Raw genomic sequence first — 26,898 nt, 5'->3', positions numbered from 1 at the left:
GCAAACCTTCGATGCTGGGCGCGGGCCGCCGTCGCGGCCCAACGCCGGAATTAATTGAGCTGTTCGACGCGGATGCGCACGACCTTGCCGACCACGTCCTGGAGTGCCTCCAGGGCGACGATGGCGTCGTCGATACGCTGCTCGACCACACGGTGGGTCAGCAGGATCATCGGCACCAGGCCATCCTGTTCCTCGGCTTCCTTCTGCATGATCGACTCGATGTTGATGCCACGCTCCGAGAGAATGCTGGCGACCTGGGCCAGCACGCCCGGGTGGTCCTTGGCCTGGATACGCAGGTAGTAGGCGCTTTCGCAGGCTTCGATCGGCAGGATCGGGTGGGCCGACAGCGCATCCGGCTGGAAGGCCAGGTGCGGTACACGGTTCTCCGGGTCGGAGGTCATGGCACGAACTACATCGACCAGGTCGGCGACCACCGACGAGGCGGTCGGCTCCATGCCGGCACCGGCGCCGTAGTACAAGGTGGAACCGGCGGCGTCACCATTGACCATCACCGCATTCATCACGCCATTGACGTTGGCGATCAGGCGATCATTGGGGATCAGCGTCGGGTGCACACGCAGCTCGATGCCGTCGGCGGTGCGACGGGCCACGCCCAGATGCTTGATGCGGTAGCCCAGGGCCTCGGCATAGTTCACGTCGGCGGTGGTCAGCTGGGTGATGCCCTCGGTGTAGGCCTTGTCGAACTGCAGCGGGATACCGAAGGCGATGGACGCCAGGATGGTCAGCTTGTGCGCGGCATCGATGCCTTCGACGTCGAAGGTCGGGTCGGCCTCGGCGTAGCCCAGCGCCTGGGCTTCGGCCAGCACATCGGGGAAGGCACGGCCCTTGTCGCGCATTTCGGTGAGGATGAAGTTGCCGGTGCCGTTGATGATCCCGGCCAGCCAGTTGATGCGGTTGGCCGACAGGCCCTCGCGGATCGCCTTGATCACCGGGATGCCACCGGCCACGGCAGCTTCGAAGGCGACGATGACGCCCTTCTCGCGGGCCTTGGCGAAGATCTCGTTGCCGTGCACGGCGATCAGCGCCTTGTTGGCGGTGACCACGTGCTTGCCGTTTTCAATGGCCTTGAGCACCAGGTCGCGGGCGATGGTGTAGCCGCCGATCAGCTCGATGACGATATCGATCTCGGGGTTGCTCGCGACTTCGAACACATCAGCGGTAATGGGGGTACCGGTAATCTGGCAGTTCGGGTTCTGCGAGCGCATGGCAATCTGTGCCACTTCAATACCGCGCCCGGCACGGCGGGCGATCTCCTCGGCGTTGCGCTGAAGTACATTGAAGGTTCCGCCACCGACGGTCCCCAACCCACAGATGCCTACTTTGACCGGTTTCACTGTGAACTCCCCATAGAACGGCCGGCACCTGCGCCGACCGTGAAACATGCCGTCACCCCATGACGACGGCGTACTGAATTGGTTACTTGCTCTCGGCCAGGGCCAGTTTGGCCACTTGCGGCGCCGGCTGGTAGCCCGGAATCACCTGGCCATTCTGTAGAACGATCGCCGGCGTGCCATTTACACCAATCGACTGGCCCAGCTGGAACTGCTTGCTGACCGGGTTGGCGCACTTGGCTGCCTTGATTTCCTTGCCATCGACCATCTTGTCCAGCGCCGCGCGGCGATCACTGGAGCACCAGACCGCCTGCAACTGCTCGTCGCCCGGCGAACCCAGGCCCTGGCGTGGGAAGGCGACGTAACGCACTTCGATACCGCGGCGGTTGAGCTCCGGCACTTCGGCGTGCAGCTTGTGGCAGTACGGGCAGGTGGTGTCGGTGAACACGGTGATGTGCGACTTGGTCTCGCCCTTGGCCGGGTAGACCACCATCTCGCCGGCCGGAATACCGTTGATCAACTTGGCGATGCCCTGGCGCTCGGTCTTCTCGGTGAGGTTGACCGGCTTGCCGTCCTGGATCTGGAACAGGTAGCCCTGCATGACGAACTGGCCGTCGGCGCTGGCGTACAGCACGCGGCCGCCCTGCAGCTTGACTTCGTACAGGCCATTGAGCGGGCTGCTGGCAACGCTTTCGATCGGAACCTCCAGCTGGAGGTTCTGCAACGACTTGCGAATCGCCTGCTCGGCACCGGCATTGGTATCGGTGGCCGCGGCGAAGGCAAAGGTACTGGCCAGCGCCAGGGCGGCGGCAGCGAAAATCTGGGTCACGCGCATGGGAACTCCTGAAGGCGGACAGGGGGCCGGATGCAGCACGCCCGTGCTGAAATCGGGGTGTCATTGCGGCCCTCGGTGCAAACCGCCCAAGCCTACCACAGAAGCGACGGCGGTCGAGGCGTGCTTGATCGGGAGCGCAAGGCTGCGTGCGCCAGGGGCGGCGGTTACCGACGAATTTTGTTCAGGTGTCCCAATGCGTAGTCGCAAGTACCTTTAGCGCCAGGCTCTATCTCCTGCAACCGAGTGAAAAATTTGCGTGCGTGTTCGCTCATGACCCTGACAAATTCATCTTTATCGGCGGCGACAGACACCTCGCTGTGACAATTGACGCTCACCTGCAGACGACCATTGGCAGGGGTAAGTTTGACTTCGATTGGCTGGTCCGGAAAAAAGCAGCTGAACGATTGCCCCTCACTGACCTTCAGCAGTCCCTCTGACAAATAGCTCCACAGGTCGTCGACATAATCAAACATGCTTTGGTCAATTAGACTTTTACCATTGATCGATAGAACCAAAGCCCCTTCAATTTGATCCAGGCGGCGTTCCTCGCCTTGAAACTCAAAGAAGTCAACAAAACCGTCGAAAACTTTAACGTAGGTTTCAACAATGATTCTACTTTTCATTGCCACCCTTTGAATATATGAGTGCACAGCCTTTGAGGTTTCTGGCAAATCTTGGAACGCCTCACCTATCTACGACACACTATCAATCACCGTCTGCCAGCAAAACCTCATCTGCCTCACTGGCAACTTTCAAAAAATCAATAAAAAGAAGCACGCTGCCATCCGCATCCTTCGACAGGAGCGTGATGAGTATTTTTTGATGTTCAGGATAGATTCTTGTCCGACCATAAGGATCAATATAAACACCCGTTTTTTCGCGTAACCTAGCAAAGGCATCATGGACGCGTGCGACGTCAGCATCACTTAGCTGAAGGAAAGGCTTATCGCCTCGCTTGTCTGACAAATAAGAGAAGTCCAACATAAAAAATACCTTAAAAATGAGAGGGGTAAGATGTTACTACCTTATCCTTCACAGGGTCATAGATTGTGACATGACCTTTCTCACCCCGTGTACCGATCACCCTACCATAATCACGCTCATAACGAATTCGACCATCATTCTGACGAATAACTCTGGTGGGTTGTTTCATGGTTCTGTCCTCTAGCTTCTTGTACTGACTCGGCTTTCTGTATTTGCTTTTTGCCTGTAGCTTTCTATGTTCCGCAGGCGTGAATTTACTTTTGCCTACATCATTGTGCCGCCGGACGTGGCGATTCGGAACGTGCCGGGTCCTTCTAGGTCCACAGGAGAGCCCCAGTGGATCGATCCAATCAAACGGATTCGCACTGTACTGATAGAGGTTTATACCACCGGCCAGACTGATCGGGTCTGTCTGGATAAAGCGTCCGATATCCGGATCATAAAACCGAAACGTGTTGTAGTGCAGACCAGTCTCACGATCCAGGTACTGGCCCTGAAACCTCAGGTTCTGCTCTTCGATGAAATGCGCCTCACGCACTTCCTGCAGGGTATTGCCCCAGACCTGATAGCGTGCCTGCCAGAGCGCTTCGCCACTGTCAGCCGTCAACTGTTCGGGCAGGCCATTGAGATCGGTATGGTAGTAGCGCACCTGCTGGTACTGCCCTGTACCGTCAACCCGAGCCAAAGGTTCGTGACTGTCTTCCACATACAGATACAGGCTGGTCTGGCTGTGGCGATGCTCCTGCAGCAAGCGCAGGCCATCCCAGGCGAAGCGGGTCTGGTCGAGCAGATTGCCCTGATCGTCATATTCGCTTTTCTCGACACGCCGCCCGAGCGGGTCGTAGCGCATGTTCAGTATCCGTTCGCGCCCACCGTGCTGGCTGCGCACCTGGATCAGGCGGTGCTCGGCGTCGTAGCTGAAATGTTGAATGCCACGCCGGCTGCTGCGTTTCTCGATCAGGCGGCCGAAGCCGTCGTAGCGGTAGCGTTTGTCCTGGTAGGTGAGCAAGCGGTTATGGCGCACCAGGCCGATGCCGGCTTGCGGCCCATCGAGCAGGTTGGCGGCGGCGTCGTAGGCGAAGGTTTCGCTCTGGCCCTGGCCAGCGTCCTGGCTGGCCATGATCCGGCCGCTGGCATCGTAGTGCAGCAATTGCTGGTGCTGGCTGCCGGGCTGCTGGTTGAAACGGCCGATCAGGTTGTCTGCCGAGTCGAAATCGAAGCGTTGCTGTACCGTAGCCGGCAGTTGCGGCGGCTGGTGGTTGGGGCGGCGCAGGCGTGAGCGCAAACGACCGCTGCGGTCGTACTCGCTGCGGGTGCTGACCCGGCCCTGGGTGCGCAGCACTTCACGGTGCAGGCGGTCGCGTTCGAAATCGCTGATCACCTTGCCGTCGAGGTTGAGCTGGTGCAGATGGCCGCTGCCGTAGTACAGGCGGTTGAGCCAGCGGCCGTCGGGCAGCTGGGTCTGGATCAGGTTGCCGAGTTCGTCGTAGTGATGTTGCAGCACACCACTGGCGCTGTGCTCTTCCAGCAATTGGCCAAGGGCATCGTAAGTGAAGGCCAGTTGCTCGCTGTTGCCTGCCTTGTCGGTGAAGCTGATTGCCGTCAGTTGATCAAGGGGATCGTAGCTGTACCGGGTTTCACCATCGTCGGTGCGCTTTTTGATCAAGCGCCCGACGGCATCCCGGTGCAATTGATGAATGATCGCTTCAGCATCGCCTTGGGGGGCGGGGAGGTACTCAACGCAACTGAGGTTATCCAGCCGGTCGTAGTGATAGCGGCTGGCGCTGCCGTCAAGATCCTGCTGTTCAGTCAGGCGATCAGCCAGGTCCCAGCTGAACCTGTAGCTTTCGCTATTTTCATTGGTCAGCGCCAGCAGCCGCCCGTAGGCGTCGTAACTGAACTGCACCCGCCGACCATGCGGATCGATACGCTGCTGCACCTGGCCACGCCGGTTATAGCGGTATTGGGTGGAGTGCCCGGCAGGGTCGGTATAGCTGTTGAGCTGGCCGTTGCGATCAAGCTGATAGTGCTCACTGCGCCCATCGGGCAATTGCGAGCCGAGCAATCGGCCCTGGGCATCGTACTGGTACTCGGTACGTTCGCCGAGGGCATCGGTGACCGCCTGCAGATGCCCGCGCCGGTCATAGCTGAAGCGGGTCGGGTACCCCGAACAATCGACCTGCTCGATCAGCAGGCCCAATTCGTTCCAGCGCAGGTGCTTGTGCTTGCCCGCCGCATCGATGATCTCCACCACCTGGCCGCGTTCGTCATGGCGGTAGCGGGTGGTGCGGCCCAGCGGATCGGTTTCGCTGCTGCAGTTGCCGCGCTGGTCGTAGCGATAGCGCCAGCGCTTACCGGCCTTGTCGGTCTGTACCCGGGGCAGTGACCAGTGCTCCAGCCACTGGGTCGCCTCGCTGCGGCCCAGTGGATCGATGCTTTCGCAGAGGTTGCCGGACTCATCGTACAGATATTGCCATTGCCCACCCTGCGGGTCGGTGGCGCCCAGCAACTGGCGTTCGTCGTTCCACTCGAAACGCCAGGTGTGGCCGAGGGCGTCGGTGTACTGGATGATCTGGTACTGCGGGTTCCAGTAGCGTGTGCTGACCCGCTGCAAACCGTCGGTGACCCGGGTGATGCCAGCTTCGATGTCGTAGTCGAAACGGTACTCGTCACCGTCGTCGGTCCAGTGCCGGGCCACGCGCCAGTCGTCTACGGCACGAGTCCATTCATAGAAGCAACGCAGGCCGCTGGGCAGCTGGTGTTCGACCATGCGCCGGCCCTGGTCATAGGCAAAGCGCCGCTGCACCTGGCCGCTGGCGTCGCGGACTTCGGCCAAGTCGCCGTTGCTGTCATAGGCATAGCTGACCAGCAGCTCGTTCGACTCGTCGCTGTACCATCGCTCGATATGGCTGACCCGGGCTGGCCATTGGCTGCTGTAAACCAACTGCACCTGGACCACATCAAAGGTATCGCGCAGCCTGAGCAAGCGGCCGTTGCTGTCGTAGTCCAGGTAGATGCGGTTGTCGTTGCGGTCACCCAGTTGCGCCAGGCGCAGGCGCTGCGGATTGTTCGGGGTGGGCTGGAACAGACGATAGAGACCGTCGACGCTTTCGATCAGCAGTTCGCCATTGTGCGCGCGACGCACGCTGAGGCCTTCGCCGGCGCTGAACACGGCATCACCACGAGGGATATGGCCCATGTCGACGACCCGTGCCTGCTCATCGGTGAACAGCAGGTGCTCGCCGCCTTCAGGATGCGCTTCGATAGCGACGGAGACTTCGTAATCGACGCTCCAGCCAGCACCGAACAGGCCGTCGCGGCGTTCATCCCGGCTGTTGTAGTAGCGCTGCCAGTCCAACGGGATCAAGCCCGGAAGGCTGAAATCAAGCTCGGCTTCGCCGCTCAACAGTTTGGCGCCAGTGGAGCTGTGGACCGGGTTGGGTGAGCCGGCGATGGCGCTGGTGATCGCGCCGGTAACCTGGCTGGTGACGGCGCTGCCGATGCCGCCAATCAACATGCAGCCGAACTTGCTGTAGAACTTGCCGCCGCGCCCGCGCAGCATCATCAAGGCGGTAATCGCCAGGCCGATGCCTGGGGTCTTGCCGCTGCGAATCTCCCGGACCACGATCGAGTCGCCGCCGATACGCACATTATCGGAGACCAGCCCGGCGTCGACGATCACCGCCTCGCAGGTGCTGCGATCGCCGCTGCGACAGGCCGGGTGACCGTTGATGGTGACCTTGCTCGAGCCTTCGGCCAGGTACTGCGGCGGCATCGGCGGATGCTTGCTGCAGAGGATCTTGTCGTCGTCGGCAGGCTCGGTGTTCGGCGCCGGGCTGGCGACCGTAGGCCGCCACATCTGCGAGAAAAATCCCTTGGCCATGTCGAGGAAGCTTTCTTCCTCCTCCTCGGCCGGCGACTGAGCCGCGTCGCTGCCGGCGGGCGCAGCGGCGGCAACGATGACGCCGGCAGCGCGTGCGGCCGGTTTGCCATTGGTGTGGGTATTCTTCGAGCCGGTGAGGATGTTGGCTTGCACCGAGGGCGGGAACAGGAAGTTGCCGATGCCCTCGCATAAACTGCTCAAGCCCTTGTCGGCCCCGGTCTTGCTCATGACCACGCCGACCACGATGCCCACCACCGCGCCGAGCACGAAGCAGCCGAGGCCGCCGGTGACCACGGTCAGGCCCAGCGCCGCGGTTACCGCCGCGGTGGCCAGCATGCCGATGGCGACGTTGGCGGCCACTTCCAGCACGCCACTGACGATGTCGGCCATCATCGAGGTGTGCATCAGCGCATCGCCCTCACGGGCGGCCCACAGGGCGTCAGACATTACTGACCGGCAACGGCATGGCTGCAGGGCACTTGAACCTGGTCATGCTTGATTTCCATATCGAGCGTTTGAGGTGTCGAAATCTGCTGGATGATCGCCCGAGCGTCAACCCCGAGGGTGATGCAAAGCGTGTAGTTCCTGCAGCCGGGCCTTGGCCACATGGGTGTAGATCTGCGTGGTGGACAGGTCGCTGTGGCCCAGCAGCATCTGCACCACGCGCAGGTCGGCACCGTGGTTGAGCAAGTGCGTGGCAAAGGCGTGGCGCAGCGTGTGCGGGGACAGCGGCTTGTCGATGCCGGCCACCCGCGCGTAATGCTTGATGCGGTGCCAGAAGGTCTGGCGGGTCATCTGCTCGCCGCGCTGGCTGGGGAACAGCACGTCGCTGGGGCGCCCCCCCAGCAGCTCGGCGCGACCATCGCGCAGGTAGCGCTCGATCCACACCACCGCCTCCTCGCCCATCGGCACCAGGCGCTCCTTGCTGCCCTTGCCCATCACCCGCAGCACGCCCTGGCGCAGGTTGACCTGGTCCAGGGTCAGGCTGACCAGCTCGGTCACCCGCAAACCGCAGGCATACAGCACTTCGAGCATGGCGCGGTCGCGCTGGCCAATCGCCTCACCACGATCCGGCGCTTGCAGCAAAGCTTCGACATCGGCCTCCGACAGCGACTTGGGCAGTGGCCGGCCCAGTTGCGGCATGTCCACCTGCAAGGTCGGATCGACGCCGATCAAACGCTCACGCAACAAGTAACGGAAAAAGCCACGTAACCCGGACAGGAAGCGCGCGGTGGAACGAGGCTTGTAGCCTTGGTCGAAGCGCCAGGCCAGGTGATCGAGGATCAGTTCGCGCCCGGCATCGGGCAACAGCACGTGCTTTTCCTGCAGCCAGCCGTTGAACAAGGCCAGGTCACTGCGATAGGAGGCGCGGGTATTGTCGGAAAGCCCCTTTTCCAGCCACAAGGCATCGAGGAACTGGTCGATCAGCGGGTGGTCCAGTGCAGGCATGAAAACTCGGTGGCAAACGACGAAATGACGCTTAGTCTTTCACAACATGGCATGCAGAGGGAGCCCGCATGAACGAACAGCAGATTCTTTTGAGCGTCGGTGGCATTGGCGCGGCCGCCCTGCTCTGCCAATGGCTGGCCTGGCGCCTGAAACTGCCGGCGATCCTGTTCCTGCTGCTGTGCGGCATCCTCGCCGGGCCGGTGCTGGGCTGGCTGCAACCACAGGCATTGTTCGGCCCGTTGCTGATGCCACTGGTATCGCTGGCGGTGGCGCTGATCCTGTTCGAAGGCAGCCTCACCCTGCACCTGTCGCAATGGCGCGAGATCGGCAGCGTGGTGCATCGCCTGGTTACCGTCGGCGCGCTGAGCACCTGGCTGGTGATCGCCCTGGCCACCCACTGGCTGCTGGGTTTCGACTGGCCCCTGGCGATCCTGTTCGGCACCTTGACCCTGGTTACCGGCCCCACGGTGATCGTCCCCATGCTGCGGGTGGTGCGGCCGAAGGCGACGATCGCCAATATCCTGCGCTGGGAAGGCATCGTCATCGACCCGATCGGCGCGCTGCTGGCGGTTGTGGTCTACAGCTTCATCATCGCCAGCGCCGCTGGCGAAGGCCTGAGCCACAGCCTGGCGACCTTCGCCGGGGTGATTTTCTGCGGCAGCGCGCTTGGCGTCGCCGGAGGCTGGCTGCTCGGGCAGATCATGCGTGAGCAATGGCTGCCGGAGTATCTGCACAACCTGGCGTCGTTGGCCGCGGTGCTGGGCATCTTCATCGCCGCCAACCAGATCGTCCACGAGTCGGGCCTGCTGGCGGTGACGGTCATGGGCATGTGGCTGGCCAACATGCCCGGCGTGGATGTGCGGCAGATCCTGCACTTCAAGGAGAATCTCAGCGTGCTGCTGATCTCCGGCCTGTTCATCCTGCTGGCGGCGCGCCTCGACCTGCAGGCCCTGCTCGCCTTGGGCCCAGCGGTGCTGGCACTGCTGCTGGTGATCCAGTTGCTGGCCAGGCCGCTGAACGTGTTGCTGTCGACCCTGGGATCGCCGCTGAACTGGCGGGAACGCGCGCTGCTGGCCTGGATCGCGCCGCGGGGCATCGTCGCCGCGGCGGTTTCGGCTATCTTCGCCATTCGCCTGGACCAGGCCGGGCATGAGGGCGCACTGCTACTGGTGCCACTGACCTTTGCCGTGATCATCGGCACCGTGGTCCTGCAAAGCGCCACCGCACGCCCCTTGGCGCGCCTGCTGAAGGTGGCGGAACCGGCACCGAGCGGGTTTCTCCTGGTCGGTGCCAACCCACCTGCGCGCGCCATCGCCAAGGCCCTGCAACAACTGGGCTGCCGGGTACTGTTGACCGACTCGAGCTGGGAGAACATCCGCGCTGCGCGCATGGACAACCTGCCGACCTACTTCGGCAACCCCGCGTCGCAGCACGCTGACGCCCACCTCGACCTGGTCGGGCTTGGCCACCTGCTGGGGCTGTCGCCGGCGGGCGAACTCAATGCCCTGGCCTGCGCGCGCTTTCGTCATGACTTCGGCCACGCCCGGCTTTTCGTGCTGGCCAGCGGCCTGGAGAAACAGCGCAGCGACAAGCATCGGGCCAGCGAGGAGCATCGCGGGCAATTGCTCGGGTCGAGCGCGATGACCTATGGGCAGCTGGCCAAACTGCTGCATCAGGGTGCCGAGCTGTACAGCACCACGCTGACCGAGGCCTTCGGCTGGGGCGACTACCAGCAGTTGCATGGCCCACGGGCGACGCTGCTGTTCGCCCGCGACGGGCAAGGCTGGGTACATGTGGCCAGCCCGGACAACCCACTCAAGCCACAGCCGGGGTGGACACTGGTGGCGCTGGTGGAGCCGGAACTGACCGAACAGCCTGTGGCACATTGACCTGTAGGAGCGGCATTAGCCGCGATGAATGCGTCGCGGTGCCTGGCACCCGCTTTGCGGGTGATCGCGGCTGAAGCCGCTCCTACAGGGACGCGTCAAATCAAGGCGATGGCAATCAGGCCAACGGCAGCACCGGCACCGGGCGCTTGTCCTCGTCGATGGCGACGAAGCTGAACACGCCATGTATCGCCCGCTCGCGGCCATCGAGGTACATGTTCTCGACGAACACATCCACCTGCACCTGCAGGCTGGTGTTGCCGACCTTGATCACCGTCCCCACCAGCTCGACGATCGATCCTGCCGGAATCGGGTGCTTGAAATCGATGCGGTCGGTGGACACGGTCACCAGCGGCAGCCGGCAGAAACGGGTGGCGGCGATGAACGAAACTTCGTCCATCCACGCCAGCGCCGTGCCGCCGAACAGGGTGTTGTGGTGGTTGGTGGTGTTGGGGAACACCGCCTTGGTCACGCGGGTCACCGACAGTTCGGTGCGGCGCTGGATTTCCTGGTCTCGGGTTGTCATCTCGGAGTCACATCGCAAAGGCAAGATTCAAGACGCAAAAAAGCAGCCCGAAGGCTGCTTTTTCTCGCACGGGGGCCTAGGCCACCGGACAAACTGTACTCAGGACAGTTTTTCCTTGATGCGAGCTGCTTTACCGGACAGGTCACGCAGGTAGTACAGCTTGGCTTTACGCACGTCACCACGACGTTTCACGGCCAGGCTGTCGATCTGCGGGCTGTAGGTCTGGAAGGTACGCTCTACGCCAACGCCGCTGGAGATCTTGCGCACGGTGAAGGCGCTGTTCAGACCGCGGTTACGCTTGGCGATAACGACGCCTTCGAACGCCTGCAGACGCGAGCGGTCGCCTTCCTTCACTTTGACCTGGACGACAATGGTGTCGCCTGGTGCGAAGGTCGGGATCTCTTTGCTCATCTGCTCGGCTTCGAGCTGCTGGATGATCTTGTTGGTCATGCTGTGCTCCTAAGATGGATAACGCGATCCACCATCGATACGTTTAACTATCGTCCCGCTCGCGGAGGTATTCCTCGAGCAGCTTCTTCTCTTCTCCAGAAAGCGAGCGACTTTCCAGAAGATCGGCGCGTCGTTCGAAGGTCCTACCAAGGGACTGCTTCATCCGCCATCGCCGGATATGTGCATGGTTGCCACTAAGCAACACGTCGGGTACACGCTGATCCGCATACACCTCGGGTCGGGTGTAGTGCGGGCAATCCAGCAGACCGTCGGTGAAAGAATCTTCCTCCGCCGAGTCCACATGCCCTAAAGCTCCGGGCAGCAGCCGCGTAACCGCATCGATCAGTACCATGGCCGGCAGCTCGCCACCGGAAAGCACATAGTCGCCAATCGACCACTCCTCATCGACATGAGCCTCGATAAAGCGCTCGTCGATGCCTTCATAACGGCCGGCGATCAGGATCAACGATTCCTGTTCGGCCAAGCCTTTGACCGCCTGCTGGGTCAGCTTGCGGCCTTGTGGCGAAAGGTAGATCACCTTTGCCGCAGCTCCGGTCGCCTGCCTGGCGCTAACCAGGGCGTCTTCCAGAGGCTTGATCTTCATCACCATGCCCGGACCACCGCCAAACGGCCGATCATCCACGGTGTGGTGGCGATCTGTGGTGTAGTCCCGCGGGTTCCAGCAGGTCACTTGCAGCAACCCCTGTTTCACCGCTCGGCTGGTAATGCCGTACTCCGTGATGGCCGAGAACATCTCGGGGAACAACGTGATGACTTCTACGCGAAGGCTACCCATCGTCTAGAAATCCGCGTCCCATTCGACTCGCATCACACCGGCCTGCAGGTCGATTGCCAGCACGCATTGCTCCGTATAGGGCAACAGACGCTCGCGATCATCCAGGCTGCCTGTGCAAGGCTTGACCACCATTACATCGTTCGCACCGGTCTCCAACAGGTGATCGATCGTGCCGAACAGCTGTTCGTCCTGATTGATGACCTTCAGGCCTTCCAACTGGTACCAGTAGTACTCGTCGGCTGCCAGGTTGGGCAAAAGGCTCCGCGCAATGCAGATTTCGTAACCGCTCAGAAGACGGGCTTCATCACGATCCTCGAGACCTTTCAATTTCACGACCAGGCCCTTTTGGGAGCCACGACCGCTGACCAGCTCGACCTGCTTTACCTTGCCTTCGTGCCTAAGCGTCCAGCGCGGATAATCCAACAGGTTTTCAATCGGATCGGTAAAGGAATACACCTTCACCTCGCCGCGAACGCCGTGAACCGAAAAAATCTTGCCAACGACGATGAGGTCATCAGCCTTTTCTGGCGTCGCGTTCATACTGCTCAGGCTGCAGCCTTGGCAGCTTCCTTCAGCAGCTGAGCAACACGCTCAGACGGCTGTGCGCCCTGGCTCAGCCAGTAGGTGACGCGCTCTTGGTTGACCGACAGCTTGACTTCGGCGCCCGATGCGATCGGGTTGAAGAAGCCAACGCGCTCAACGAAACGGCCGTCACGGGCGTTACGCGAGTTGGTCACGGTCAGGTGGTAGAATGGGCGCTTTTTCGAGCCGCCACGGGCCAGACGAATGGTTACCATGTGAACATCGTTCCTATAGTCGGTGCTGCAAAACTGAATGCCCAATGGGCACACGGGTGCCCAAAAGGCCGCATATTCTCGGGGAATACACGGACATTTGCAAATGCCTTTTTCGGCGAGCGCTTGACCCACCGTTCAGATCTGCCGGTTAAGCCGCCGTTTGGCGGCACTGTTCCCGCCGAAGCGGGGGCTGGGCGACTGTCTTCATAAAAAGACAGTCGCCCGAATTCACTTACATCTTGGGCATGCCGCCACCCGGCAGCATCCCGCCGAGGCCGCGCATCATCTTGGCCATGCCGCCCTTGGCGGAGAATTTCTTCATCATCTTCTGCATCTGCTTGTGCTGCTTGATCAGCCGGCCGATGTCCTGCACCTGGGTGCCGGAACCGAGGGCGATGCGGCGCTTGCGCGAACCGCTGATCAGATCAGGGTCGCGACGTTCGGCAGGGGTCATGGAATTGATGATCGCTTCCATCTGCTTGAACTGCTTCTCGGCCGCGCCCTGGGCGTTGCCCATCTGCGACAGGTTGACGCCACCGATGCTCGGCAGTTTGTCCATGAGGCCACCGAGGCCGCCCATGTTCTTCATCTGTTGCAGTTGATCGCGGAAGTCTTCGAGGTCGAAGCCCTTGCCCTTCTTCAACTTCTTGGCCAGCTTGTCGGCCTTTTCCTTGTCGATGTTCTGCTCGGCCTGCTCGATCAGGCTGAGCACGTCACCCATGCCGAGGATGCGCGAAGCGATCCGGTCGGGGTGGAACGGCTCGAGGGCCTCGGTCTTCTCGCCCATGCCGATGAACTTGATCGGCTTGCCGGTAATGGCGCGCACCGACAGGGCGGCACCGCCACGGGCGTCACCGTCGACCTTGGTCAGCACCACGCCGGTCAGCGGCAGCGCATCGCCGAAGGCCTTGGCCGTGTTGGCGGCATCCTGGCCGGTCATGGCGTCGACCACGAACAGGGTTTCGATCGGCTTGACCGCGGCGTGCAGGGCCTTGATCTCGTCCATCATGTCGGCGTCGACGTGCAGACGACCTGCGGTATCGACGATCACCACGTCGATGAACTTGAGCTTGGCTTCGCGGATCGCCGCTTCGGCGATGGCCACCGGCTTCTGGCTGATGTCGGACGGGAAGAAAGTCACGCCGATATCATTGGCCAGCGTCTCGAGCTGCTTGATCGCCGCCGGACGGTAGACGTCGGCCGACACCACCATCACGCTCTTCTTCTTGCGTTCCTTCAGGTGGCGCGCCAGCTTGCCGGCGGTGGTGGTCTTACCAGCACCTTGCAGACCGGCCATCAGCACCACGGCCGGCGGGGCGGCGTTGAGGGTCAGCTCTTCGTTGGCCGCGCCCATCAGGCTTTCCAGCTCGGCCTGGACGATCTTCACGAACGCCTGGCCTGGGGTCAGACTGCGCGACACTTCGGTGCCGACCGCACGCTCCTTGATGCTGTTGACGAAATCCTTGACCACCGGCAGGGCGACGTCGGCCTCGAGCAGGGCCATGCGCACTTCGCGCAGCGTGTCCTTGATGTTGTCTTCGGTCAGCTTGGCCTTGCCGGTGACATGGCGCAGCGTCTGTGACAGGCGGTCGGTCAGGTTTTCGAACATGGTGATCCTTTCAGGCCCATTGAAGCCGAGGTTTTTCAGGCGCCCAAGTGGAAATGCACACACGCTGGGCACAACAAGGCGGCGATTATAGCGGAGACTGGGATAGACGCACACCTCGCGCTGGACCACCGGCCAATCATGCGGCTCAGGCCTGGCTGCCTCACGTAGATCGCGGGAGCGGGCTTGCCCCGCGATTGATGCGCAGTCTTCCTTGCCTACCGCGTTCTATGCCAAACTCCGTCCCTTTAGGGCTTGCACGCCAGGACTTATGTTCTCTTCACCCAGCCTCATCCCCAACCTGCTCGCCGCCTTCCTTTATCTGGCCGCGACCGTCTACCAGGCCACCGGCCTGGCCCGTGGCGCCCGCGCCGACAAACGGCTGCTTGCCCTGCTCGGCACCCTGGCGGTCATCGCCCAGGGCGGTGCCCTGTTCTTCCAGCTGATCACGCCCCTGGGCCTGAGCCTCGACTTCTTCAGCGCCGCCAGCCTGATCGCCGTGGCGGTGATCGGCCTGACCCTGCTCGCCTGCTTGAGCATCCCCGTGGAAAACCTGCTGGTGCTGCTGTTCCCGCTCGGCGCGGTGACCGCGCTGCTGGCCCAGTTCGCCCCACCCGGTACGGTGCCGCTGATCAACGAAGAGCCAGGCATCCTAGCCCATATCCTGCTGTCGATACTGGCCTACGGCCTGTTCACCATCGCCGTGTTCCAGGCCCTGCTGCTGTTGCTGCAGGACCACCAGCTCAAGCACAAGCACCCGTCCGGGCTGATCCGCAACTTCCCGCCGCTGCAAACCATGGAAAGCCTGCTGTTCGGCTTCCTCTGGGCGGGCTGGGGGCTGCTGTCGCTGTCGCTTATCTCCGGCTGGCTGTTCCTCGACAACCTGTTCGCCCAGCACCTGGTGCACAAGACGCTGCTGGCCTGCGTTGCCTGGATCGTCTTCAGTGTGCTGCTGTGGGGTCGCACTCGCCTGGGCTGGCGCGGTCACAAGGCGATCCGCTGGACCCTGGCCGGTTTCTGCCTGCTGATGCTGGCCTACTTCGGCAGCAAGCTGGTCCGCGAATTCATCCTGCACATCTGACGGCCGCCCATGGACACTCTGCCGTACGCCCCGCTGCTCGGCATCATCGCACTGGCCCTGCTGTGGTCGGCGTTGTTCACCGCGGTAGATTGCGCCCGCCAGCAGCTCAATGGCCACGGTGCCCCGACCCTGCCGGCCCAGGGCCTGGTATTGGGCGCCAGCCTCGGCAAGTTGCTGGTACTGGGCCTGGCCTGCCTTATTGGTCAGCGCTACAGCGGCGAACACGGTTTCTGGCTGGCCGGCCTTGGCGCCAGCGTCACCCTGCTGGTACTCGCCGACTACCTGCCGCGCCGCCTGGCACGCCGTAACCCGCAAGCCTTCCTGGACCTGGGCGGCAACCTGCTGAAATTGCCGCTGGCGCTGCTGCAGCCGCTGGGCTGCTTGCTAGACGGCTGCGCCAAAGTGATCCTGCGCCCTTTCCGCTTGCAACCCACCGCGGTGGCACTGCACCCGCAGCAGGGCGCCACATTCGACGAAGACGAACCTACCGAGACCAGCCAGCACGGCCTGCTGGAGGGTCTGCAGGCGCTGGACAAGATCACCGTCAACGACATCCTGGTACCACGCAACGAAGTAGACGGCATCAACCTCGACGATCCCATCGAGCAGATCATCGAGCAACTGATCATCAGCCGTCACACGCGCCTGCCGGTCTATCACGACGACATCAACCAGGTCGAGGCCGTCCTTAACACCAAGTTGATCAGCCACCTGCTGCCACGGGCAGAGCTCACCCCGGAGAAGCTCCAGGCGGCCTGCTACGAGCCCTACTTCGTGCCCGAAAGCACACCGCTGCAGATGCAGCTGTTGAACTTTCACAAGCAGCAGCGACGCATGGGCGTGGTAGTGGATGAGTATGGCGAAGTCCTGGGTATCGTTACCCTGGAAGACATTCTCGAAGAGATCGTCGGCGAGTTCGAGGACGAGCAGAGCCTGGACAACCCCCATGTCCACCCTCAGCCCGATGGCCGCTTCGTCATCGAAGGGACGGCTTCGCTGCGCGAGATCAACCGCACCCTGGGCTGGCACCTGCCCTGCGATGGCGGGCCGAAAACCCTCAACGGCCTGGTCACCGAAGCACTTGAAAGCATTCCAGAAAGCGCTGTATGCCTGAAAATTGGCAGATATCGGCTGGAAATCCTCGAAACGGAGGATAATTGCGCAAGCAAGGTACTGGTCTGGACACTGGCTCGATAGTTATACTCGGGTCACGCTTACCCAGCCCTGCCGTCCCGCCCGCTACCCGCACCCGGCGTCCGACGGCCAGTCCGCCCCACTGACACGCCCCGCGGCCCTGCTCAGCACCCCGAGCAGCCACCGCTTCAGCGCCTATCCCTTGGGCTATCGTCAGGCGGCGACCAACAACAATACGCTCCGGCTCCCGTGTGGCCGCCACATGGGCCGTGCCCCATGGAGCATGACTGTCAGGGACTTTCGCATGACTACCAGCAGCACCTACGCCGAACCTGCCTCGGCGGCCCCGGTCAACTCGCCTGCCCGAGTGGCCACCGCCAGCTTCATCGGCACCGCCATCGAGTTCTACGATTTCTACGTCTACGCCACCGCCGCCGCGCTGGTGATCGGGCCAGTGTTCTTCCCGTCCGGTTCCGGCACCGCGCAAATGCTGGCGGCCTTCCTTACCTTCGGTATCGCCTTCCTCGCCCGGCCACTGGGATCGGCGCTGTTCGGCCACTTCGGCGACCGCATCGGGCGCAAGTCCACGCTGGTCGCCTCGCTGTTGCTGATGGGCGTCTCGACCACCCTGATCGGCGTGCTGCCCGGGTATGACAGCATCGGCGTATGGGCACCGATCATTCTCTGCGTGCTGCGCTTCGGCCAGGGCCTGGGGCTGGGCGGCGAATGGGGCGGCGCGGCACTGCTGGCCACGGAAAATGCCCCTGAGGGCAAGCGCGCCTGGTTCGGCATGTTCCCGCAGTTGGGCCCGTCGATCGGCTTCCTCGCCGCCAACGGCCTGTTCCTCACCCTGGCCCTGGTGCTCAGCGACGAGCAGTTCCGCGAGTGGGGCTGGCGCATTCCGTTCCTGCTCAGCGCAGCACTGGTGCTGGTCGGGCTCTATGTGCGCCTGAAACTCGAGGAAAGCCCGGTGTTCGCCAAGGCCGTGGCCCGCCAGGAGCGGGTCAGGATGCCGGTGATCGAGCTGTTTTCCCAATACTGGCTGCCGACCCTGCTGGGGGCTGCGGCGATGGTGGTGTGCTACGCGCTGTTCTACATCTCCACGGTGTTCTCGTTGAGCTATGGCGTGTCCACGCTGGGCTACAGCCGCGAAACCTTCCTCGGCCTGCTGTGCTTCGCCGTGGTGTTCATGGCCCTGGCCACGCCCCTGTCGGCCTGGTTGAGCGACCGTTACGGGCGCAAGCCAGTATTGATCGCCGGCGCGCTGCTGGCCATCGCCTCGGGCTTTGCCATGGAACCACTGCTGACCTCGGGCTCGACTACCGGGGTGGCGTTGTTCCTGAGCATCGAGCTGTTCCTGATGGGGGTGACCTTCGCCCCGATGGGCGCGCTGCTGCCGGAGCTGTTCCCGACCCATGTGCGCTACACCGGCGCCTCGGCGGCCTACAACCTGGGTGGTATCGTCGGCGCCTCGGCGGCACCGTTCTTTGCCCAGAAGCTGGTGAGCATGGGGGGCTTGAGCTGGGTGGGAGGCTATGTGTCGGCGGCGGCGCTGATCAGCCTGATTGCCGTGCTGTGCCTGAAAGAAACGCGTAATACCGAGCTTTGAATCAATCGCGGGGCAAGCCCACGCCAGACTGATCTGGCGTGGGAACGGGCTTGCCCCGCAATCGCTTGAGGTCAGAACTCGACCTTGACCGCCTGCGAAGCCCGGGTCGCCTTGGCTCGTGCCGCCTCGACCGATTCATCACGCGCCAGGCACACGCCCATGCGCCGGGTACCATTGATCTCCGGCTTGCCGAACAGGCGGATGGCAGTATCCGGCTCGCTCAGCGCCGCGCCCAGGTTGGCGAAACTGGTCTGCTGCGACTGGCCTTCAGGCAGGATCACCGCCGACGCCGACGGACCGAACTGGCGCACCACCGGGATCGGTAGGCCGAGGATGGCCCGCGCGTGCAGGGCGAACTGCGACAGATCCTGGGAAATCAGGGTCACAAGGCCCGTGTCGTGCGGGCGTGGCGACACTTCGCTGAACCAGACCTGGTCACCCTTGACGAACAGTTCTACACCGAACAGCCCACGGCCGCCCAGCGCGTCGGTGACCGCCTGGGCCACACGCTGCGACTCGGCCAATGCCTTCGGGCTCATGGCCTGGGGCTGCCACGACTCCTGGTAGTCACCTTTCTCCTGTCGATGGCCGACCGGCGCGAGGAAGGTCGTGCCACCAACATGGCGTACGGTGAGCAGGGTGATCTCGTATTCGAAGTCGATGAAGCCTTCGATGATCACCCGCCCCTTGCCGGCACGGCCGCCTTCCTGGGCGTAGTCCCAGGCTTTCTGCAGGTCATCGGCGCCGCGCAGCAGGCTCTGGCCCTTGCCGGACGAGCTCATCACCGGCTTGACCACGCACGGGTAGCCCAGGTCGGCCACCGCCTTGCTGTAATCCTCGAAGGTGTCGGCAAAATGGTACGGCGAGGTCGGCAGGTCCAGCTCTTCGGCAGCCAGGCGACGAATGCCTTCGCGGTTCATGGTCAGCTGGGTGGCGCGGGCGGTGGGGACGACATTGAAACCTTCGCTTTCCAGCTCGACCAGCGTGGCGGTGGCAATGGCCTCGATCTCGGGAACGATGTAGTGCGGTTTTTCCGCCTCGATCACTGCGCGCAGGGCCACGCCGTCGAGCATGTTGATTACATGGCTGCGGTGCGCGACCTGCATCGCCGGCGCATTGGCGTAGCGGTCCACGGCGATCACTTCGACGCCCAGGCGCTGCAGCTCGATCACCACTTCCTTGCCCAGCTCGCCGCAGCCGCACAGCAGTACACGGGTCGCGGTGGGCGACAGTGGGGTTCCGATACGGGTCATTTCAGGTCCTCGAAGGCGTCCGGGGCCGCGCCACGCTGGCTGCCGCCCGCTGAAAAATGGACCGGTATTCTACATCAGGATGTGGCCACCGCGCGCCGTGCCCGCCAGGCCATGATCAACCACACCGCCGTGACCCCGGCGAACTTCGATGCCATCGCCGTGCCGATTACCGCAGGCGTCAGGGCACCGATCATGCCGAAGAAGATGAAGGTGTCCACCGGGATGCTCAGCGCCGAGCTCAGCCACAGGCGGTCGCGCAGGGGGCGCCGGGTAACGCTGAACACCAGCCAGTCGATCAGTTCGGAGACGAAGAACGCGGTCGCGCTGGCCAGGGCGATGGCAGGCTCGGAGGTGATATAGGACAGCACCAGCGCCACCAGCATGGCCAACAACGCGCCATGGCCGTAGCGGGTCTGCACCATGTCGCGCAGGATGAACACCAACCCGCCCCAGGCGGACCAGATCACGTCCAGGTGCGGCGCACTGGAAAAGGCGAAGTTGATCAGCACCACGCTGCTGATGTAGGCGATGAGATAGAACATGGTCTGCGTTTTCGGAGGGCCAGCCGCACAGATTAGCGCCGGCACCATCGCGGGACAAGCCCGCGCCACGGGCGTCGGCTCTACAGACCGATGATCAGCCCGGCCGCCACCGCCCGCTCATGACAGCGCTGCAACACCACGCGCCGCTCGGCATTGTCCATACGCCCCCAGCGCGTGATCTCGCTCACCGTGCGCTGGCACCCGGTGCAGATATCCTGCTCGTCCAGCGCGCAGACATTGACGCAGGGCGAGGCCACGGGCCGCTCGTCAGTCATCGTCGCTCACCAGGTCACGGGCATAGCGCTGGGCATTGTGCACATAATGGGCGGCGCTGGCCTCGAGCATGCGTTTCTGCTGCTCGGTCAACTCACGCACCACCTTGCCCGGTGAGCCCATCACCAGCGAGCCATCGGGTATCTCCTTGCCCTCGGGGACCAGGGCGTTGGCGCCGATGATGCAGTGCTTGCCGATACGCGCCCCGTTGAGGATCACCGCGTTGATGCCGACCAGGCTGTAGTCGCCCACCGTGCAGCCATGCAACATGGCGTTGTGGCCGATGGTCACCCCGCGACCAAGGGTCAGCGGCGAGCCCATGTCGGTGTGCATCACCGTGCCGTCCTGGACATTGCTGTCCTCGCCGATGTCGATCAACTCGTTGTCGCCGCGCAGTACCGCGCCGAACCATACGCTGGCCCGGGCCTGCAGACGCACCTTGCCGATCAGCGTGGCAGTGGGCGCGGCCCAGCTCTCGGGATGGGCTTCGACCCGCAGGTCGCCCAGGCGGTATTTCATGTGTCGCTCCTCACGGTTGAACGCCAGTGGCGGGGTGTGCCCCGCTCAATTTTCGATGAAACGCTCGGGGGGCTGGTGCAGGCTGATACCAGCGTCGAACAGCAGGTTGACCAGTTCGACGATCATGATCGCCGATAGCCCCCAGATCTTGTAGTCGCCGTAGCGGTAGCTGGGCACGTACCAACTGCGGCCCTGATAGTCGATGCGGTGGGTGTGCTCGCGGGGGTCCTGGCGGAAGAACGCCAGCGGTACACTGAACACGGCAGCGATTTCCGCGTCGTTGGCGCGGTACTCGACATAGTTCGGGATCAAACCGACGAACGGCGTGACCTTCAGGCCATGCAGCGAGATCAGCGGGCTGAGCGGGCCGATTACCTCGACCAGCCCGGGCGGCAGGCCGATTTCCTCCTCGGCTTCACGCAGGGCCGTGAACACCAGGTCTGGGTCCTCCGGGTCGCGCCGCCCGCCCGGAAAGGCGACTTCACCACCGTGGGTGGACAGGCCCTTGGCGCGCAGGGTCAACACCAGCTCCGGCTCCTCGCTGCGGGTAATGGGCAGCAGCACCGCCGCTTCGGGGAAACGGCGGTCCGTCTCCGGTGACGCGGGGGTATGGTTGCTCATTCGGCGAAGAAGCTCGTCCAGCATTACGCACTCTCGTGTCCAAGGCCTGCCCTGCATGATGCACCAAAGCCGCGAGGCACCCAAGCCCCGCCCGCAGGCCGCTTGCGGTAAGCGAGCCGGGCGCGCCAAGATAGCCCGACCCCACTGGAATGAATGAAAGCATGAAATTCTGCAGCGCGTGCGGCCAACCGGTCACCCAGCGGATCCCCGAAGGCGACAGCCGTGCGCGGTATGTCTGCGACCATTGCCAGACGATCCACTACCAGAACCCCAATATCGTCGCAGGGGTATTGCCTACCTGGGGCTCCCAGGTATTACTGTGCCGCCGGGCAATAGAACCGCGCCGAGGGTTCTGGACACTGCCCGCCGGTTTCATGGAAAACGGCGAGACCCTCGATGCCGCCGCCCGTCGCGAAACCGTCGAGGAGGCATGCGCACAGGTCGGCGAAACCAGCCTGTATCAGCTGTTCGACCTGCCGCACATCAATCAGGTGCACGTGTTCTTCCGCGCCGAACTGGTCGATCTGGACTTCGCCGTGGGTATCGAGAGCCTCGAGGTACGCTTGTTCGAAGAGCACGAGATCCCATGGCGCGAGCTGGCTTTCCGCACCGTCACACGCACACTAGAATGCTATTATCGCGACCGCGTCAGGCAGCACTATCCGATTGGCCATGAGTATCTGCCGCCGATGAACGTCACGTCGTCAACCACCTAAGTTTTCAGGGATACGGTTTCATGCGCTGGCTGCTTGCCCTCTTCTGCCTCAGTGTCGCCTCGGTGTCGCAAGCCGCCTTCACCGAGACCATTATCCGCAAGACGCCGTCGGCCGCGCCGTCGCCGGTCCAGCCCGCCACCAGCGGGGTTCAGCAGCAACGCCTGATCGACAAGGTGCTGGTGATCAAGTCCGAACGCCGGCTGCAATTGATCAGCCGTGGCGAACCGCTCAAGACCTACCGTATCTCCCTGGGCAAGCAGCCCAAGGGAGCCAAGGAACGCGAAGGCGACAAGAAGACCCCGGAAGGCCTGTACTGGCTGGACTGGCGCAAGGTCAGCGACCGCTACAACCTGGCTATGCACATCTCCTACCCCAATATCACCGACGCCGCCAAGGCACGGCGCGACGGGGTCGCCGCTGGCAGCATGATCATGATCCACGGCACGCCGATCAACGAGGAGTACCCTGAGTGGTACTTCCACACCTTGGACTGGACCGAGGGCTGCATCGCCATGCGCAACGACGACATGCGCGAGGTGTGGAGCATGGTGAAGGATGGCACGCTGATCGAAATCCGCCCCTGAGCGCTCACCGTTGGCACCAAAGGCCTGTCCTGCTCACGCTGAACGGGCCTTCTCTTTCTAGCGCCCTCTTTCGCCACCCCATCGCCCACTTTTCCTACAGATAGAATCGTCTCATTCCCCGCAATATAGTGGCGTTGGGCCACATAAATGCCATCACTGACATTCTTAGAATTCCCGCAGCTGATTTCACGATTTCGTACATCACTTGCGAGGTTTTCATGCACAATCCTGTATCCAAGATCAGACCAGATACCCTGCGCTGGGCTGTCTTCCTTGCCCTGCTCGGCAGCACCCAGGTTCAGGCGCAAGGCGCCCTGACACCGACATCAGGACCTGGCGGCACCCCGATCATCGACAATGGCCATGGCGTACCGGTCATCGACATCGTCGCACCCAATGCCAGCGGCCTGTCACACAACCAGTTCCTCGACTACAACGTCGGCAAGCCTGGGCTGGTGCTGAACAATGCCCTGCAGGCCGGACAGTCGCAGCTGGCCGGCCAGTTGGGCGCCAACCCGCAGTTCCGGGGCCACGCCGCCTCGACCATCCTCAACGAGGTGGTCGGCCAGAACGCCTCGCGAATCGAGGGGGCTCAGGAAATCTTCGGCCAGAAAGCCGATTACCTGCTCGCCAACCCCAACGGCATCACCCTCAACGGCGGCAGCTTCATCAATACCACCCGGGCCGGCTTCCTGGTCGGCAAGGCGGACATTCACGATGGACAGATCAAGCAGCTCGACAGCCGCGACGCCAACGGCACGCTGAAAGTGCTGGGCCGTGGCCAGAGCAATGCGGCAGGCGCCCTGGACCTGATCGCGCCGCGCATCGACAGCACAGGGCACTTGCTGGCCAAGGGGCAGCTGAACCTGACCATCGGCCGCAACCTTGTCGACACCGGCAGCCGCGAGGTGCTCGAACACCTGCCCGTCGCCACCGCCATCGATGCCAACCTGCTCGGCGCCATGCAGGCCGGACGCATCCGCATCGTCAGTACCGCCGAAGGCGCCGGCGTACAAGTGGGTGACAAGGAGCTGCGCGCGGACCGCGACTTGATCATCCACTCCGCGGGTGACCTGAAAGTACAGGGCAATGACAAGCGCCAGGCCAGGCTGGTCAGCAACACCGGCAAGCTGGACTTGAAGGCCGACGGCGACCTGCAGCTCACCCATGCCCATGGCAAGGCCAGGCAGATCGAGGTTCACTCTGGCAAAAAGCTGTCCCTGGACACCGCCACCCGCGAACAGGTGACGGACGCCCCGGTCAACTGGGCGAAGCAATGGCTGTTCATCCCCACCGAAAGCCATGAGGGTAATGCCACGCAAACCAGTCGCCAGCAACTGGGTAGCCGTCTGGTGGCCGAAGACAGCCTCAGCCTGAAGGCCGGTACCGACCTGCACCTGACGGCCACGCAACTGGAGGCGGACAACGCCCTGCAACTGCGCAGCGGTGGAAAGATGACGATCGACGCTGGCGTGGACACTCTCGATATCGCCGAGCAGTCCACCCACAGGCGCTATCTGGACCGCACCGATATCGACAGCCAGGTACACACCGAGCGGGTCAAGGCCAGCACCCTCAAGGGCGGCACTCTCATCGCCAGCGCCGGGGCCGACATGCAGATCTCCGGCGCCCGCCTCGAGGCGCGCAAGCAGGTCGAACTCGACGCCAAGGGCGCCCTGCGGATCGAAAGCGCCGTGGAAAACGACCATGCCCAACGCACCACTGGCAAGCGCGAGTTCGTGGCCAGCGCCGGCAAGGCCGCGCCGGACTCGGAGCAGTACTCGGCCAAGGTCGGCTACGAAAAACTGCAGAGCGACGAGCAGACCACCGCGACCCGCCAGGTCGCCAGCAGCATCAACGCGGGCTCCGTCACCCTGCGCAGCGATCGCAAACTGAAGGTCAGCGGTTCGGACGTGCAGGCAGACACAGGAGACCTCAAGCTGGCCGCCAGCGAAATCGAACTGGCGGCGGCCTACGACAGCCACGCCAGGCATACCCTCGATACCCGCACCGGCGCCGCGTTGAACGTCACCGGCGGCAGCGACCGTGTAGGCCTTGGCATCGATGGCCAGCATGGCCCGGCCGCGGTACTCGAGCACGAAACGACCGCGCGACGAAGCAATCTGGAGTCAGCTCGCGACCTGCACATAGACGCCACGCAACTGACTACGGCCGCTGCACAGCTAAAAGCGGGACGTACCTTGAAAGTGGACGCCGAGCACATTGACAACCGTGCAGCAGCCGACACCAAGGTCCGCGAAACCAGCGTCGCTGAATGGCAGGGCGGCCTGAGCGTCGGTATCGATTACAAATACCTCAGCGATCGTGTCAAGAGGCTGTTCGGTGGTGAGAAAGCCGCAGACCAGGCGGCCTCCCCAAACGCCGGCGCCGACCTGTCGCTGCAGCGCACGTCGCGTGTGCACAAGGACACCGACAGCACCGCGCAGGTCACGACCTTCGACGGTGGCGACATCACCATTCGAGCCAATCAGCTCATGGATGAAGGGAGCGCCTACAAGGCCAGGACCGGGAGCCTGCGCATCGAGGCTGGGGAGCACCAGATGCTGGCCGCCCGGGATCAGAGCAGCAGCGAAGTCCGCGACACCACGGGTGGCGGCAGCCTGCGTGTTAGCACCATCACGGGAACTGATCTCAAAGCAAGACTTGAAGGTCATGGCAACACCCTGAACCAGCTGAAGCAGACAACCACAGCTCGAGTAGGCAGTTTGCAGGGCAGCCAGGGGGTTCAGGTAGAACTCGAACGTAGTGGTCACTACGAGGGAGTCCGTGTCGACGGCGGCAACGGCGATATTACCCTGCACAGCCAAGGCACACTGAGCGTGACAGCCGCCAGCGATACACGCCAGAGCCAGGGCCAGACCAGGGGCGGCAAGCTGGATGTCGAAGGCAGCAGCACCGGTGGCGGACTGGGTGGCCAGGGCACCTTCGGTTGGGTCAACGAGCGGGGCAGTACAGCCATTGGTGCGCGGTTCGACAGCAAGGGCACACTGCAACTCACCAGTCTTGCCCACGACGACGTCGCGCTACACGTGCAAGGGCTGCAAGCCAACGCCAAGCGGATAGGTCTGGACGCTGGCAATGGTGGTCTGCTGGTCGAGGCGGCCAGTAACACCGAGCGCCACGACAACCTCGACGTTACCCTTGGTGGCGGCCTGAAGGTCAATGCCATGGACATTGGAGGCATCAACGCCCAGGTCAAGGTCGGCCGGGACAAACGCGACAACACCACCTGGCATGACAGCAAACTGCGCGCCGACCTGATCGACTTGCGCAGCCAGGGCGATACCCGCATCGAAGGCGCTCAACTTGAGGCGCAGGCAATCGAAGGCAAGATCGACGGCAACCTGCGGGTGGCCAGCCGTCAGGACCAGGTCGACAGCGTGAAGCTAGAGATCGATGCCAGTCTCGCCCAGAAGCAACAGGCAACTGCCGACACTGACGCTCCGGCCTCGCTGGCGAGCGTTTTCGAGGGCGGCAACATCACGGAAATCGCCGGGGCGCTGTGGAACAAAGTCACCGCGAAATTTACCCCATCGGTCAAGATCGACTACGCCAAGCGCAGCAACGACACCGTCAGCCAGCAGACGCTCCTGTCCGGCACGCAAGGCATTGATCTGCAGGTAGGTGGCGACACTCGCCTGGTCGGCGCCACGCTGCAGGCGGCCGATGGCCAGGTCGGACTCGGCGGCGGCGCGGTCGCCCGCGACAACCTGAGCGGTCGGGACTACGCCAAGGATGTGAAGGTCAATGTCGATTTGTCGACGACCGGTCTTGCAGGTACCGCCTATTCGTACCTCTCGAATCTGTTCACCGGCAACACCGACAAGGCTGACGACCACAAGGCGTACAGCAACACCGGTCACGACCGCACTACCGAGTATGTCTCGCAGATAAAGGAGAGCCGCCAGCGCTGACGCGTGCCAGGCAGCGGCCTGTGGGTCGCTGAGCCTCCCACACGGACTCTGCGGGAGCGGGCACACC

General features: G+C 62.9%; 24 protein-coding genes. 7 read left to right on the top strand and 17 right to left on the bottom strand.

All coding sequences use genetic code 11. From position 1 onward, the window contains the following. Positions 1–50: 50 nt before the first annotated feature. From C3F42_RS23375 to xerD, 6 genes are all read right to left on the bottom strand, one after another. Positions 51–1,355: a homoserine dehydrogenase gene (locus tag C3F42_RS23375; RefSeq protein ID WP_023630110.1), complete on the bottom strand. Its 1,305-nt coding sequence runs from the start codon at positions 1,353–1,355 to the stop codon at positions 51–53. Positions 1,356–1,437: 82 nt separating this feature from the next. Next, on the bottom strand, positions 1,438–2,187 hold the full coding sequence (locus tag C3F42_RS23370) for a DsbC family protein (protein WP_023630109.1): 750 nt from the start codon (positions 2,185–2,187) through the stop codon (positions 1,438–1,440). A gap of 164 nt (positions 2,188–2,351) precedes the next feature. Beyond that, positions 2,352–2,810 carry a hypothetical protein gene (locus C3F42_RS23365; RefSeq protein WP_104444973.1) on the bottom strand — a complete coding sequence of 153 codons (459 nt, stop codon included), beginning with the start codon at positions 2,808–2,810 and terminating at the stop codon, positions 2,352–2,354. An 82-nt stretch (positions 2,811–2,892) separates the two neighbouring features. Beyond that, on the bottom strand, positions 2,893–3,171 hold the full coding sequence (locus C3F42_RS23360; protein WP_023630107.1) for a hypothetical protein: 279 nt from the start codon (positions 3,169–3,171) through the stop codon (positions 2,893–2,895). Positions 3,172–3,181: 10 nt separating this feature from the next. Beyond that, positions 3,182–7,501 carry an RHS repeat-associated core domain-containing protein gene (locus C3F42_RS23355; RefSeq protein WP_104444972.1) on the bottom strand — a complete coding sequence of 1,440 codons (4,320 nt, stop codon included), beginning with the start codon at positions 7,499–7,501 and terminating at the stop codon, positions 3,182–3,184. A 105-nt stretch (positions 7,502–7,606) separates the two neighbouring features. Further along, positions 7,607–8,503 carry a site-specific tyrosine recombinase XerD gene (gene xerD, locus C3F42_RS23350; RefSeq protein WP_104444971.1) on the bottom strand — a complete coding sequence of 299 codons (897 nt, stop codon included), beginning with the start codon at positions 8,501–8,503 and terminating at the stop codon, positions 7,607–7,609. 68 nt (positions 8,504–8,571) lie between these two features. On the opposite strand from xerD, the gene C3F42_RS23345 reads away from it, so the two are divergent. Beyond that, on the top strand, positions 8,572–10,392 hold the full coding sequence (locus tag C3F42_RS23345; protein ID WP_094011652.1) for a sodium:proton antiporter: 1,821 nt from the start codon (positions 8,572–8,574) through the stop codon (positions 10,390–10,392). Between the two features lie 115 nt (positions 10,393–10,507). Here the strand turns inward: C3F42_RS23345 and C3F42_RS23340 are convergent, their stop codons facing one another. From C3F42_RS23340 to ffh, 6 genes are all read right to left on the bottom strand, one after another. Continuing rightward, on the bottom strand, positions 10,508–10,915 hold the full coding sequence (locus C3F42_RS23340) for an acyl-CoA thioesterase (protein ID WP_023629813.1): 408 nt from the start codon (positions 10,913–10,915) through the stop codon (positions 10,508–10,510). Between the two features lie 99 nt (positions 10,916–11,014). Beyond that, complete coding sequence (gene rplS, locus C3F42_RS23335; RefSeq protein ID WP_023629812.1) at positions 11,015–11,365, bottom strand: 50S ribosomal protein L19; 351 nt, start codon at positions 11,363–11,365, stop codon at positions 11,015–11,017. 43 nt (positions 11,366–11,408) lie between these two features. Further along, the gene (gene trmD, locus C3F42_RS23330; protein WP_023629811.1) at positions 11,409–12,161 is read right to left on the bottom strand and encodes a tRNA (guanosine(37)-N1)-methyltransferase TrmD; all 753 of its coding nucleotides are present in this window, start codon (positions 12,159–12,161) and stop codon (positions 11,409–11,411) included. 3 nt (positions 12,162–12,164) lie between these two features. Further along, complete coding sequence (gene rimM / locus C3F42_RS23325; RefSeq protein WP_023629810.1) at positions 12,165–12,701, bottom strand: ribosome maturation factor RimM; 537 nt, start codon at positions 12,699–12,701, stop codon at positions 12,165–12,167. Between the two features lie 5 nt (positions 12,702–12,706). Further along, entirely contained in the window at positions 12,707–12,958 is a 252-nt protein-coding gene (gene rpsP / locus C3F42_RS23320; RefSeq protein ID WP_011535318.1) for a 30S ribosomal protein S16, read from the bottom strand. A gap of 232 nt (positions 12,959–13,190) precedes the next feature. Continuing rightward, a complete protein-coding gene (gene ffh, locus C3F42_RS23315) occupies positions 13,191–14,567 on the bottom strand; it encodes a signal recognition particle protein (protein WP_023629809.1) in 1,377 nt (458 codons plus the stop codon). Positions 14,568–14,835: 268 nt separating this feature from the next. Between ffh and C3F42_RS23310 the strand changes: the two genes are divergently transcribed. The 3 genes from C3F42_RS23310 (at position 14,836) to C3F42_RS23300 (ending at position 18,388) form a co-directional block, all read left to right on the top strand. Next, positions 14,836–15,645, top strand: a complete 810-nt coding sequence (locus C3F42_RS23310; RefSeq protein WP_104444970.1) for an inner membrane protein YpjD — start codon at positions 14,836–14,838, stop codon at positions 15,643–15,645. A 9-nt stretch (positions 15,646–15,654) separates the two neighbouring features. Then, positions 15,655–16,842 carry a transporter associated domain-containing protein gene (locus tag C3F42_RS23305; protein ID WP_038706706.1) on the top strand — a complete coding sequence of 396 codons (1,188 nt, stop codon included), beginning with the start codon at positions 15,655–15,657 and terminating at the stop codon, positions 16,840–16,842. 241 nt (positions 16,843–17,083) lie between these two features. Then, positions 17,084–18,388: an MFS transporter gene (locus C3F42_RS23300; protein ID WP_046854366.1), complete on the top strand. Its 1,305-nt coding sequence runs from the start codon at positions 17,084–17,086 to the stop codon at positions 18,386–18,388. A gap of 71 nt (positions 18,389–18,459) precedes the next feature. On the opposite strand, the gene purT is transcribed toward C3F42_RS23300, so the two are convergent. From purT to C3F42_RS23275, 5 genes are all read right to left on the bottom strand, one after another. Beyond that, positions 18,460–19,641, bottom strand: coding sequence for a formate-dependent phosphoribosylglycinamide formyltransferase (purT, locus tag C3F42_RS23295; protein WP_023629808.1), 1,182 nt, complete (start codon positions 19,639–19,641; stop codon positions 18,460–18,462). Positions 19,642–19,715: 74 nt separating this feature from the next. Further along, positions 19,716–20,183 (bottom strand): VUT family protein, encoded by a 468-nt coding sequence (locus C3F42_RS23290; protein ID WP_023629807.1) that lies wholly within the window; start codon positions 20,181–20,183, stop codon positions 19,716–19,718. 80 nt (positions 20,184–20,263) lie between these two features. After that, complete coding sequence (locus C3F42_RS23285) at positions 20,264–20,458, bottom strand: DUF1289 domain-containing protein (protein ID WP_023629806.1); 195 nt, start codon at positions 20,456–20,458, stop codon at positions 20,264–20,266. Continuing rightward, the gene (locus C3F42_RS23280) at positions 20,451–20,975 is read right to left on the bottom strand and encodes a gamma carbonic anhydrase family protein (protein WP_023629805.1); all 525 of its coding nucleotides are present in this window, start codon (positions 20,973–20,975) and stop codon (positions 20,451–20,453) included. Before C3F42_RS23280 ends, C3F42_RS23285 begins: the two co-directional genes overlap by 8 nt. Before the next feature lie 45 nt (positions 20,976–21,020). Beyond that, complete coding sequence (locus tag C3F42_RS23275; RefSeq protein ID WP_023629804.1) at positions 21,021–21,620, bottom strand: CoA pyrophosphatase; 600 nt, start codon at positions 21,618–21,620, stop codon at positions 21,021–21,023. Positions 21,621–21,757: 137 nt separating this feature from the next. Here C3F42_RS23275 and C3F42_RS23270 point away from each other — a divergent pair, with 137 nt between their 5' ends. The 3 genes from C3F42_RS23270 (at position 21,758) to C3F42_RS23260 (ending at position 26,831) form a co-directional block, all read left to right on the top strand. Next, entirely contained in the window at positions 21,758–22,312 is a 555-nt protein-coding gene (locus C3F42_RS23270) for an NUDIX hydrolase (protein ID WP_094011654.1), read from the top strand. A 20-nt stretch (positions 22,313–22,332) separates the two neighbouring features. Continuing rightward, a complete protein-coding gene (locus C3F42_RS23265) occupies positions 22,333–22,896 on the top strand; it encodes a murein L,D-transpeptidase family protein (protein WP_094011655.1) in 564 nt (187 codons plus the stop codon). A 218-nt stretch (positions 22,897–23,114) separates the two neighbouring features. Next, on the top strand, positions 23,115–26,831 hold the full coding sequence (locus C3F42_RS23260; protein WP_104444969.1) for a hemagglutinin repeat-containing protein: 3,717 nt from the start codon (positions 23,115–23,117) through the stop codon (positions 26,829–26,831). The last annotated feature ends 67 nt before the right edge of the window (positions 26,832–26,898 follow it).

This window comes from Pseudomonas sp. PONIH3, assembly GCF_002934345.1.
Taxonomy (GTDB): domain Bacteria; phylum Pseudomonadota; class Gammaproteobacteria; order Pseudomonadales; family Pseudomonadaceae; genus Aquipseudomonas; species Aquipseudomonas soli.
The sequence above is the reverse complement of the archived record's forward strand: the minus strand, read 5'-3'. Positions and strand labels throughout refer to the sequence as shown.